The organism is Klenkia sp. AC732, assembly GCF_979256525.1.
The window spans coordinates 44,239-56,268 of record NZ_CEEDOS010000032.1 but is presented as its reverse complement, the minus strand read 5'-3'; the positions used below and the strand labels follow the sequence as shown (position 1 = coordinate 56,268).

Annotated in this window: 8 protein-coding genes; 2 read left to right on the top strand and 6 right to left on the bottom strand. The window is 73.4% G+C overall.

The window, feature by feature from the left end:
* The 5 genes from pgl to tkt form a co-directional block, all read right to left on the bottom strand.
* A partial coding sequence (gene pgl / locus AC0IVP_RS15490) for a 6-phosphogluconolactonase (RefSeq protein ID WP_471757652.1) occupies positions 1-573 on the bottom strand: 573 nt, incomplete at its 3' end.
* The gene (locus tag AC0IVP_RS15485) at positions 570-1,709 is read right to left on the bottom strand and encodes a glucose-6-phosphate dehydrogenase assembly protein OpcA (protein ID WP_082557240.1); all 1,140 of its coding nucleotides are present in this window, start codon (positions 1,707-1,709) and stop codon (positions 570-572) included. The genes AC0IVP_RS15485 and pgl, both read right to left, overlap by 4 nt.
* A gap of 31 nt (positions 1,710-1,740) precedes the next feature.
* Complete coding sequence (gene zwf, locus AC0IVP_RS15480; RefSeq protein ID WP_056300932.1) at positions 1,741-3,258, bottom strand: glucose-6-phosphate dehydrogenase; 1,518 nt, start codon at positions 3,256-3,258, stop codon at positions 1,741-1,743.
* Positions 3,259-3,334: 76 nt separating this feature from the next.
* Positions 3,335-4,438, bottom strand: coding sequence for a transaldolase (gene tal / locus AC0IVP_RS15475; RefSeq protein ID WP_056300922.1), 1,104 nt, complete (start codon positions 4,436-4,438; stop codon positions 3,335-3,337).
* 76 nt (positions 4,439-4,514) lie between these two features.
* Complete coding sequence (gene tkt / locus AC0IVP_RS15470) at positions 4,515-6,728, bottom strand: transketolase (RefSeq protein WP_056300919.1); 2,214 nt, start codon at positions 6,726-6,728, stop codon at positions 4,515-4,517.
* 346 nt (positions 6,729-7,074) lie between these two features.
* Here tkt and AC0IVP_RS15465 point away from each other — a divergent pair, with 346 nt between their 5' ends.
* Positions 7,075-7,992 carry a heme o synthase gene (locus AC0IVP_RS15465; RefSeq protein WP_056300916.1) on the top strand — a complete coding sequence of 306 codons (918 nt, stop codon included), beginning with the start codon at positions 7,075-7,077 and terminating at the stop codon, positions 7,990-7,992.
* A gap of 288 nt (positions 7,993-8,280) precedes the next feature.
* Here AC0IVP_RS15465 and AC0IVP_RS15460 read toward each other — a convergent pair whose 3' ends face one another.
* Positions 8,281-9,192: a COX15/CtaA family protein gene (locus AC0IVP_RS15460; RefSeq protein ID WP_056300913.1), complete on the bottom strand. Its 912-nt coding sequence runs from the start codon at positions 9,190-9,192 to the stop codon at positions 8,281-8,283.
* 201 nt (positions 9,193-9,393) lie between these two features.
* Here AC0IVP_RS15460 and AC0IVP_RS15455 point away from each other — a divergent pair, with 201 nt between their 5' ends.
* Positions 9,394-11,907: an ATP-dependent Clp protease ATP-binding subunit gene (locus AC0IVP_RS15455; RefSeq protein ID WP_056301220.1), complete on the top strand. Its 2,514-nt coding sequence runs from the start codon at positions 9,394-9,396 to the stop codon at positions 11,905-11,907.
* Positions 11,908-12,030: the final 123 nt, after the last annotated feature.

Sequence of the window (12,030 nt, the reverse complement as noted above, 5' to 3'; positions counted from 1 at the left end):
GACGACGGTCCGGCTGTCGGTGGCCGCGGGGGAGTCGGGGAAGATCGAGGCCACGTGACCCTCGGGCCCCATGCCCAGCATCAGCACGTCGATCCGGGGCGGCCCGCCGTCACCGGACGCGGCCAGCTCGTCGGCGTAGGCCGCAGCGGCCTCCTCCGGCTCGGCGAAGCCCGCGTCGGAGGCCGGGATGGCGTGCACCCGCCCGGCAGGCACCCCGACGACGTCCAGCAGCGCCGCCCGGGCGCCCTTCTCGTTGCGCTCGTCGTCGTCGGCGGGCACCCAGCGCTCGTCGCCCCACCAGACGTCGACCGCCGTCCAGTCGACGACCGAGGCCTCGGGCTCGACGGCCAGGGCGGCCACCTCGCGGAGCACCGCGGTGCCGATGCCGCCACCGGTCAGCACCACCGAGGCGCTGCCGTGCACGGCCTGGGCGGCGGCCAAGCGGGCCATCAGGGCCGAGGCGACCGCACGCGCCAGCCGGTCGGCGTCGGGCTCGACGACCACGTCGGGCGTGGGCAGGCCGGCTGCCTCCAGGGCGTCGTCGACCTGCTCGCCGGGGGACTCCTGGCTCACGACTGCGCCTGCGCCGTGTCGTCCGGGGCCGGGACGTCCGACGGGGAGTCGTCGCCGCCGTCGTCGTCGCCGGTGGTGCCGGTCTGGGCGACCTCGTCGTCCTCGGTGGAGTCGTCGGGCACCTGCGGGGCGGGCGGGCCGGCCGGCCGCATCGGGTCGAACCACCGGTGCTCCCGGGTGGCCGGGCGGTCGGCCAGGCCGGTGACGCCGGTGGCCGCCTCGAGTGCCTCGCGGTAGGGCTCGTCGGTGTCCAGCCGGCGCATCTCCTCACCCAGGAGCTCGCCGAGACTGCGCTTGGGCAGGGCCACCGTGGAGTCCGGTCGGAAGGGCTGGCTGATGACGACGCCGCCCTTGCGGTCGTCCTGCAGCCGCACCTCCTCGTCGCGGTCCAGCCGCAGCACGATGGTGTCGATGCCCTTGGACCCGGTCCTGCGGGGGCCGGGCTCGATGTCCACGGCGCAACCGCAGCGCGAGCTCAGCCAGCCGGCCACCAGCTGCGCGGTCGGGTTCTCCGGGTCGCCGACGAGGTGGCCGCCGAGCACCTGCACGGCGTCGCCCCGGCGGCCCACGACGGCGTCCAGGGTGGAGGCCAGCGCGGAGCGCCACGGGGTGCTGCGGGTCCAGGCCAGGTCGGTGTCCCCGGGCGTGAAGTCCTCGGCCCGGGCTCGCAACGCGGCCAGGGCGTCCTCGGCCATCGCGCTGTCGGTGACCCGACGGCCGGCGATGACGCCCAGGGCGTCGGTCTCGATCCGGTCCGGCGGTGCCGCGTGCCACCAGGTGACGACGGGGGCGTCGGCGGCCAGCAGCGGCAGGACGACGGACTCGGCGTGCAGGCCCAGCCGGCCGTACATGCGCATGACCACGGCCTCACCGGGGCCCAGGCGCCCGCCGATGAGCACCTCGGCGTCCAGCCGGGGGGACGGCGCGGCGACCTGGCGGCGCACGACGACCAGCAGCCGGCACGGGTGCACCTCGGCGGCGGCCGCGGCGGCCGCCTCGGCCTCGATGACCCGGTCCTCGTCGGCGATGACCACCAGGGTCAGGGCGACCCCGCTCATCACCGCGCCGCCGGTGCGGCGCTGGGCAGCGAGCTCCTTGACGATGGCCGAGCCGTTGGTGTCCCACAGGGTGCTCATGAGCTGGTCTCCAGGCAGGGGTCGGTGGGGGTCACGGTCGCCGCCAGGCGCGGCCCTCGGAGGCCAGCATCTCCTCGGCGGCCCGCGGGCCCCACTCGCCGGCGCGGTAGGAGAACGGGGTGGTGTCGGCCCAGTACTCCTCCAACGGGTCGATGACGGCCCAGGAGGCCTCGACCTCGGCGTTGCGCGGGAAGAGCGTGGCGTCACCGAGCAGCACGTCCAGCAGCAGCCGCTCGTAGGCCTCCGGGGAGGCCTCGGTGAACTGCTCGCCGTAGAGGAAGTCCATCGACACGTCGCGGACCTCCATCACGCTGCCGGGCACCTTCGAGCCGAACTTCAGCGTCACGCCCTCGTCGGGCTGCACCCGGATGACGAGCTGGTTGTGGCCCAGCTCCTCGGTGTCGGTGGGCGCGAAGGGCAGGTGCGGGGCGCGCTGGAAGCTCAGCGCGATCTCGGTGACCCGGCGGGGGAGGCGCTTGCCGGTGCGCAGGTAGAACGGCACCCCGGCCCAGCGGCGGGTCTCCACGCCGAGGCGGACGGCGGCGTAGGTCTCGGTGGTCGAGTCCTCGCTGACGCCCTTCTCCTGGCGGTAGCCGGTGGCCCGCTGGCCGGCCAGCCAGCCCTGCTCGTACTGCCCGCGGACGGCGAAGCGCGCCATGTCCTTGGGCACCGAGATGGCCCGCAGCACCTTGAGCTTCTCGGTGCGGATCTCCTCGGCGGAGAACTCGACCGGCTCCTCCATGGCGGTGAGGGCCAGCAGCTGCAGCAGGTGGTTCTGCAGCACGTCGCGGGCAGCGCCGGTGCGCTCGTAGAACTCGGCCCGGCCCCCGATGCCGACGTCCTCGGCCATGGTGATCTGCACGGAGTCGACGTGCGCGCCGTTCCAGACCGGCTCGAAGAGGGTGTTGGCGAAGCGCAGGGCCAGCAGGTTCTGCACCGTCTCCTTGCCCAGGTAGTGGTCGATGCGGAAGACGTCGTCGGCGGTGAAGACCGAGTCGACCAGCTGGTTGAGCTCCCGGCTGGAGGGCAGGTCGGTGCCGAACGGCTTCTCCACGACCACCCGGCGCCAGCGCTCAGGGGTGCTCGTGGCCATGCCCGTGCGCTCCATCTGCTTGAGCACGACGGGGAACAGGCTGGGCGGGATGGAGAGGTAGAACGCGGCGTTGCCGCCGATGCCGTGGCTGCCCTCGAGCTCGCCGAGGGTGCTGGCCAGCTCGTCGAAGGCCACGTCGTCGTCGAAGGAGCCCTGGATGAACCGGACCGAGTTGGCCAGCCGCTCCCAGACCTCCTCGCGCCACGGGGTGCGGGCGTGCTCCTGGGCGGCCGAGCGGGACAGCTCGGCGAAGTCGACGTCGTCCCAGTCGCGGCGGGCGAAGCCCAGCAGCGCGAAGTTGGTGGGGAGCAGGCCGCGGTTGGCGAGGTCGTAGACCGCCGGCAGCAGCTTCTTGCGGGCCAGGTCTCCGGTGATGCCGAAGACGACCAGGGCGCAGGGTTCCGGGACCCGGGGCAACCGCCGGTCCCTCGGGTCACGCAACGGGTTGGTGGTCATCTGTCCCTCGGGTGTGACGGTGTGGGGGCGGTGCAGGCGAGGGGCCGACGCGGCGGTGCGTCGGCCCCTCCGGGTCCTACTTCTTGTCCTGCAGCTGCTCCTGGACCGAGGTGGTGAGCTCGTCCCAGGCGTCGTTGAACTTCTGCACGGCCTCGTCCTCCAGAACGCGGAAGACGTCGTCGAGGTCGATGCCGGCGTCGGTGACCGACTGCAGCACCGCGGCGGCGTCGGTGTAGGTCCCGGTGACCGGGCGGCCCACCTGACCGTGGTCGGCGAAGGCCTGCATCGTCTTCTCCGGCATGGTGTTCACCGTGTCGGGGGCGGCGAGCTCGGAGAGGTACAGCGTGTCGCTGTAGTCGGGGTTCTTGACCCCGGTCGAGGCCCACAGCGGGCGCTGCTTGCTCGCTCCGCGCGCCTCGAGCGCCTTCCACCGGTCGGAGGAGAAGACCTCCTCGTAGGCCTGGTAGGCCAGCTGCGCGTTGGCGACGCCGGCCTTGCCCTTGAGGGAGGCGTCGGCACCGGCGTCGTCCAGGCGCTTGTCGATCTCGGTGTCCACCCGGGACACGAAGAAGGACGCGACGCTCTCGATGCCCTCGAAGGACGCCTCGGGGTCCTCGGCGCGCTTCTCCAGGCCGGCCAGGTAGGCCTCCATGACGGCCTTGTAGCGGTCCAGGCTGAAGATCAGCGTGACGTTGACGCTGATCCCGTTGGCGATCGTCTCGGTGATGGCCGGCAGGCCCTCGACGGTGGCCGGGATCTTGATGAACAGGTTCGGCCGGTCGACCAGCCACCACAGGTGGGCGGCCTCGGCGGCGGTGGCGTCGGTCTCGTGGGCCAGCCCGGGGGCGACCTCGAGGGAGACGCGGCCGTCGCGGCCGGTGCGCTGGGCGACCGGGGCGAGCAGGTCGCAGGCGTCGCGGACGTCGGCGGCGGTGATGGTGCGCAGCGCCTCCTCGACGCTGACCCCGCGGACGGCCATGGCGTGCAGCTGGTCGTCGTAGGACTCCGAGCCGCTGATGGCGGCGGCGAAGATCGAGGGGTTCGTGGTGACGCCGACGACGGAGTGCTCGTCGACGAGCTGCTGCAGGTTGCCGCTGCGGATCCGGTCGCGGGACAGGTCGTCCAGCCACACGGCGACGCCGGCCTCGGACAGGCTCGCCAGGTTCTCGTTCTGGGTCATGGGGTGTGCCTTCTCTCCGGTCGGGCGGGCCCCCGCGCGTGGGCCCGCCGCTGACTCACGGGTGGTGGGGTGCGGCCTACTGGTCGGCGGTGCGGGTGTGCAGGCCGCCGACGACGTCGGAACCCGACGCCGGGCCGGGGTTGCCGGCAGCTGCCTGGATGCTCTCGCGGGCTGCCGCCACGACGGCCTCCGCGGTGAGGCCGAACTCCTCGTAGAGCTTCGTGTACGGCGCGCTGGCGCCGTAGTGGTCCAGGGCGATGATCCGGCCGGCGTCGCCGACGAACTCGCGCCAGCCCATGGCGATCGCGGCCTCGATGCTGACCCGGGCCCGGACGGACGGCGGGAAGACCTCGTCGCGGTAGGACTGGTCCTGCTCGGCGAACCACTCCTGGCACGGGATGGACACGACCCGGGTCGGGGTGCCCGCGGCCTCCAGCTGCTCACGGGCGGCGACGGCGATCTGCACCTCGGACCCGGTGCTCATCAGGATCACCTCGGGGGTGCCCGAGCTGGCCTCGGCCAGCACGTAGGCGCCCTTGGCGGTGCCCTCGGCCGAGCCGAACTCCGAGCGGTCCACGATCGGCAGGTTCTGCCGGGACAGGATGATGCCGGCGGGCCGGTCGTCGTGCTCGAGGATCGTGCGCCAGGCGACGGCGGTCTCGTTGGCGTCCGCCGGGCGGACGACGTCCAGGCCGATGATCGCCCGCAGCGCGGCCAGGTGCTCGATCGGCTGGTGCGTCGGGCCGTCCTCGCCCAGGCCGATGGAGTCGTGCGTCCACACGTAGGTGACCGGCAGCTGCATGAGCGCGGCGAGCCGGACGGCGGGTCGCATGTAGTCCGAGAACGTCAGGAACGTGCCGCCGTAGACGCGGGTGCCGCCGTGCAGCGCGATGCCGTTCATGATCGAGCCCATGGCGTGCTCGCGGATGCCGAAGTGCAGCGTGCGGCCGTAGGGGCCACCGCTCCACATCTTGGTCTGGTGCACCGAGGGCAGGAACGAGGGCTCGCCCTCCACGGCGGTGTTGTTGGACTCGGCCAGGTCGGCCGACCCGCCCCACAGCTCGGGCAGCGCCGGGTAGATCGCGGCCAGCACGGCACCGGAGGCCTTGCGGGTCGCCATGCCCTTGGGGTCGGCGTCGAAGGTCGGCAGCGCGTCGGCCCAGCCCTCGGGGAGGGTGCGGGTCGTCATCCGGTCGAAGAGCGCGGCCTGGTCGGCGTTGGCCGATCGCCAGGCGTCGAAGCGGGGCTGCCACTGCGCACGTGCGGCCTGCCCGCGCTCGATGACGCGGCGGGTGTGCGCGATGACCTCGTCGGAGACCTCGAAGGTCTGCTCCGGGTCGAAGCCGAGGATCCGCTTGGTCGCGGCGACCTCGTCGTCCCCGAGTGCCGAGCCGTGCGCGGCGCCGGTGTTCTGCTTGTTCGGCGCCGGCCAGGCCAGCACCGTGCGCATGACGATGAGCGAGGGACGGCCGGTCTCGGCCTTCGCGGCGGTGAGCGCGGCGTCCAGCGCGGCCAGGTCCTCGCCGTCGGCGACGTGCTGCACGTGCCAGCCGTAGGCCTCGTAGCGCATGCCGACGTCCTCGGTGAAGGCGACGGTGGTGTCGTCCTCGATCGAGATCTTGTTGTCGTCGTAGACCACGACGAGGTTGCCCAGCTGCTGCGTGCCGGCCAGCGAGGACGCCTCGCCGGAGATGCCCTCTTCCATGTCACCGTCGGAGGCGATGGCCCAGACGGTGTGGTCGAACAGGCTCTCTGCGGAGGGATCGGTCGTCGGGTCCCAGATGCCGCGCTCGCGGCGGGCGGCCATGGCCATGCCGACCGCGTTGCCGACGCCCTGGCCCAGCGGGCCCGTGGTCGTCTCGACGCCGGTGGTGTGGCCGACCTCGGGGTGGCCCGGGGTCTTCGAGCCCCAGGTGCGCAGCGCCTTCAGGTCGTCGAGCTCCAGGCCGTAGCCGGAGAAGTAGAGCTGGGTGTACAGCGTCAGCGCGGTGTGCCCCGGGGAGAGCACGAAGCGGTCGCGGGCGACCCAGTTCGGCTCCGACGGGTCGTGTGCGATGTGCTTCTGGAAGAGCAGGTAGGCCAGCGGGGCCAGGCTCATCGCGGTGCCGGGGTGGCCGTTGCCGGTCTTCTGCACGGCGTCCATGGCGAGCACCCGGGCGGTGTCGATGGCCCTGCGGTCCAGGTCGGTGAAGCCCTCGGGCAGCGTGGGGTTCGGCTGCGCGGGGGACCCCGTGGGGCTGTCGGAGGCGGCCTCTGCCGGTGCCTCGGACTCGGTGCTCTTGTCTGCCATCTGGCTCGTGCTCCTCGGGGTCGGTCGTGCGTCGGACCGTCCGGAGGCGTCGGTGGTGCCGCCGCTCCGGGCGGACGACGGTGCGTGGTCGGCGGGTGGTCTCCCCGCGCCCGCCCGCCCCGTCGTCGGGGAGGAGGGCGGCGTCGTCGTCGGCATCGTCGCCGACCTGGGCCCTACCCGCTGCGCACGCAGCATCAACGTGTCGAGCCTAGTGGTAGCGGGGTGTTCCCGAGGTGTTCCCGGGCTACCATGGGGTGAACCCCCGCCCCCGGCCGAAGTGGTTGGATCCTCCCGTGCTGACCTGCCGACCGAGCGCCTGCGGGCGCCCCGCGTCCGGGGTCTCCCGGTGACGGCCGTCGCCGAGCGCCGCACCACCGCGCTCCGGACGTCGCCGCTGGCCCTCGTCGGTGCCTACGTCTCGCTGACCAAGCCCAAGCTGGTCGAGCTGCTGCTGGTCACCACGCTGCCGGCGATGATGCTGGCCGACCGCGGCTGGCCGGGCACGGGTCTCGTCGTCGCCACGCTGGTGGGCGGCATGTTGGCCGCGGGCGCGGCCAACACGATCAACTGCTGGTACGACCGCGACATCGACCGCCTGATGTCGCGCACCCGCAGCCGGCCCATCCCCAGCGGGGTGATCAGCCCGCGCGCGGCGCTGACCTTCGGGGTGCTGCTGGCCTGGGTGTCCCTGGTGGTGCTGGGCGTGTTCACCACGCCGCTGGCCACCGCGCTCACCGCCGGGGCCGTGCTGGCCTACTCGGTGCTGTACACGATGGTCCTCAAGCGCCGGACCAAGCACAACACCGTCGTCGGGGGCTTCCCCGGCGCCGCCCCGGTGCTCATCGGCTGGGCCGCGGTCACCGGCTCGCTGGACTGGCCGGCCGTCGTCTTCTTCGCGATCGTCTTCTGCTGGCAGATGCCGCACTTCTACGCGCTGGCCAGCCGCTACCGCTACGACTACTTCCGCGCCGGCGTCCCGATGCTCACGGTGACCGACGGGGCGGTGACCGTGGGCCGCCACTCGGTCGTGTGGGCGTGGGCCACGTTGGCCGTCTCGCTGCCCCTGGTGTGGGTGACCCCGGGCCTGGGCGTCATCACGCTGGTCGCCCTCGTCGCGCTGGGCCTGTGGTTCGTGGCCGAGTCCCACGCCTGGCTCAACCGGATCCGGGCCGGCGGCCCGGACCGCCCGATGCGGCTGTTCTCGGTGTCGATCACGCACATGACGCTGCTGTCCATCGCGCTGGCCGTCGACGTCCTGCTCTGACCTCACGGTCGCCCTGCACCCTGCCGCACGTCTCCCCGCGCACCTCGTGGCGCGGCCGACGACAGGACGGGCTCGGACCGCTGCCGCACCCGGCAGGAGGCACCCGGGTTCGGCCGTCGAGTGACAGCTGGGCGTGGACCCGTCGGCCGGTGGTCCACGCTCACGTGTCACTCGCCGCACGAGACCCGGGGGCGGGCCCGGCGATCTGCCGACCGACGGCTGAGGGGGCGTCCGACGGGTGTCGGCGCCCCCTCAGGAGTCACTCGGTGGGGCGCGCGGCCCCGTGGGTCAGCGCGCGGCGGCGAACGGCTCGGCGGGCGCGTCGACCGGCAGTTCGGACGCCGGCCCGCGGACGGCCCACAGCAGCCGGGCGGTGTAGGCCGAGATGAGGACGGCGCCGGCCATGTGGAGGAGCACCAGCACGACGGGCAGGTCGGTGAAGTACTGCACGTAGCCGATGACGCCCTGGGCCAGCTCGACCACCAGCAGGTCGCGGGCGGCCCGGCGGACCCGACCGGGGGAGTCGGTGGCGTACAGCGCGACCAGCAGCGCGACGGTGAGCCCGATCAGCAGGAAGACGACGTCGGCGTGCAGCTGGCTGACCAGCTCGGCGTCCAGGCCGGTGCGGCCGGCGTCGGGGTCACCGCTGTGCGGACCGGAACCGGTGACGACGGTGCCGAACACCTGGACCGCGGCGACCGTGGCGGCGATGCCGGTGACCAGCAGTGCGATGGGACGCCGGACCAGCAGCTGGCCCACGCCCGGTTCCCGGGACCGCAGCCACAGCGTGGTCGCCACGGCCACCAGGACCATGGACAGCAGGAAGTGCGCGGCCACCGTCCACGGGTTCAGCCCGGTGAGCACGGTGACCCCGCCGAGCAGGGCCTGCGCGGGGATGCCCAGGAAGCTGGCCACCGCCCACCTCCGCAGCTCGCGCCGGGCCGAGCGCCACACCACGACGACGGTCGCGATGGCGATGACGGCGACGACGAAGGTCAGCAGCCGGTTGCCGAACTCGATCAGGCCGTGGCCGGCGAGCTCGGGGGTCGGGGCGATGGAGCCGTCGGTGCACTCGGGCCAGGTCGGGCAGCCGAGGCCGGATCCGGTGAGCCGGACGGCGCCCCCGGTGACCACGATGAGCCCGTTGGCGACGACGTTGGCGAGCGCGACGCGGCTGACGACGGCAGAGGAGACCGGCACGGACCCAGCGTAGGTGGCCGTCGGGGGCAGGCCGTGTTCGCCGGTGGCGAAGCGGGGAAGGTCACCCCCTGCGTGAGCGCTGTGTCCGGCAGCGCAGGGCACCCGGGGCGACGGCCCCGGACCGGCCCCCGCGGCGCACGGCCCCCCGCCGAGACCCGGCGGGGCGGAGTCGGCGCAGGACGACCCCCAGGAGTGACCACCGTGACCGACCCCTTCGACTCCGGCTCCGGCAGGAGCCCCTTCGACGACTTCTTCGCCGCCTTCCTCGGCTCGGGCGCCCGCCGGGGCATGCAGCGGGTGGACATCACCGCGCTGCTGTCCGACCAGGCCCGCCAGGTGGTCGGCGCGGCTGCCCACCAGGCCGCGGCCTGGGGCAGCCGGGACCTGGACGCCGAGCACCTGCTCTGGGCGCTCGCCGGCCACGAGCCCACCCGCGGCCTGCTCTCCCGTGCCGGTGCGGACCCGGGGCAGCTGGCCGGTCAGCTGGAGGCGGCGCTGCGCCGCGGTGAGGCCACCGAGCAGCCGCCGGTGCTGACCCCCGCGGCCAAGCGGGCCCTGCTGGACGCCCACCAGGTGTCCCGGGCCAGCGGTTCGACCTACATCGGGCCCGAGCACCTGCTCTTCGCCCTGGCGCTGAACCCGGAGTCCGGGGCGGGCCGCTTCCTGTCCGTCTCCCGGGTGACGCCCGAGGCGTTGCAGCGGGCCGCGGCCGGCGTCCCGGTCGGGGGCGGGGGCGGTGGCAGCGCGGAGCAGCCGCCCTCGAGCACGCCGACGCTGGACGAGTACGGCCGGGACCTCACGGCGATGGCCCGCGACGGGAAGATCGACCCGGTCATCGGCCGGGCCTCGGAGATCGAGCAGACCATCGAGGTGTTGTCCCGCCGCACCAAGAACAACCCGGTGCTGATCGGTGAGGCCGGCGTCGGCAAGACCGCGATCGTGGAGGGCATCGCCGCCGCGATCGTCTCCGGTGACGTCCCCGAGCAGCTGCGCGGCCGGCGGCTGGTGGAGCTGGACCTCACCGGTCTGGTCGCCGGCACCCGCTACCGCGGCGACTTCGAGGAGCGCCTGAAGAAGGTGATCGACGAGATCCGGGACAACAGCGCCGAGGTGCTGGTCTTCGTCGACGAGCTGCACACCGTGGTCGACGCCGGGGGCTCGGAGGGCTCGGCCGGGGCGGGCAACATGCTCAAGCCGGCGCTGGCCCGTGGCGAGCTGCACGTCATCGGCGCGACGACGCTGGACGAGTACCGGACCAGCATCGAGCAGGACCCGGCCCTGGAGCGGCGCTTCCAGCCGATCCTGGTGCCCGAGCCCAGCGTGCTGGACACCATCGAGATCCTGCGCGGCCTGCGGGACCGCTACGAGGCCCACCACCAGGTGCGGTTCACCGACGAGGCGGTGGTGGCCGCGGCCGAGCTGTCCGACCGCTACGTGGCCGACCGCTTCCTGCCCGACAAGGCCATCGACCTGATCGACCAGGCCGGCGCCCGGGTGAGGCTGCGGGTCAAGACGCCGACCACTGACCTGCGCTCCCTGGAGCAGGAGGTGGAGCGGCTGGGCCGGGAGAAGGACCAGGCCGTCGCCGCCGAGCACTACGAGACCGCCTCCAGCCTGCGCGACGAGCTGGCCGCGGCGCAGCAGCGGCTGAGCCAGGCCCGCACCGGCGGTGAGGCGGGCATCCCCGAGGTGGGGGTGGCCGAGATCGCCGAGGTCGTGTCCCGGTCCACCGGCATCCCGGTGGCCCAGCTGACCGAGGAGGAGCGTGACCGCCTGCTGCGGCTGGAGGACGTGCTGCACGCCCGGGTGGTCGGTCAGGACGAGGCCGTCGAGGTCGTCTCCGAGGCGATCCGCCGCTCGCGGGCGGGTCTCGGCGACCCGGACCGGCCGATCGGCAGCTTCCTCTTCCTGGGCCCGACCGGCGTCGGCAAGACCGAGCTGGCCCGCGCGCTGGCCGAGGCGCTGTTCGGTGACCAGGACAAGATGGTCCGGCTGGACATGAGCGAGTACTCCGAGCGGCACACGGTCAGTCGGCTGGTCGGCTCGCCCCCCGGCTACGTCGGCTACGAGGACGCCGGTCAGCTGACCGAGGCGGTCCGCCGCAACCCCTACTCGGTGGTGCTGCTCGACGAGGTGGAGAAGGCGCACCCGGACGTGTTCAACACGCTCCTGCAACTGCTGGACGACGGTCGGCTGACCGACTCCCGCGGTCGCACGGTGTCCTTCGCCAACACCGTCGTGGTGATGACGTCGAACCTGGGCTCGGAGGCGATCGTCAACGCCGCCCGCGGGCCGCTGGGCTTCACCTCCTCCGACGGGTCGGGCAACGACGTCCGGGACGCCGTCATGCGGCGGCTGCGGGAGTCCTTCCGGCCCGAGTTCCTCAACCGGATCGACGAGATCGTCGTCTTCCGGCAGCTGGAGGCCGACCAGCTGGAGCGGATCACCGACCTGTTGCTGGAGGAGACCCGTCGGCGGCTCAGCGCGCAGGACATCGGGGTGGAGTTCAGCCCCGAGGCGGTGACCTGGCTGGCGCAGCGGGGCCACGAGCCGGCGTTCGGTGCCCGGCCGCTGCGCCGGGCCATCCAGCGGTCGGTGGACAACCCGCTGTCCCGGATGGTCCTGAGCGGCGACCTGGGCAAGGGGCAGCGGCTGCGTGTCGACGTCGTCGACGGCGAGCTGCGGTTCACCGTCGGGGAGCCGGCGACCGTCTGACCTGGCACCGGGTGCCACGAGCGCGGGGAGGGGTCCACCGAGGCCCCTCCCTGCGCCCGTGACCGGCGCGTTCGGGTTAGGGCGACCTTGCTTGCGAGCCCCGCGAAATAGCGCACACTCGTG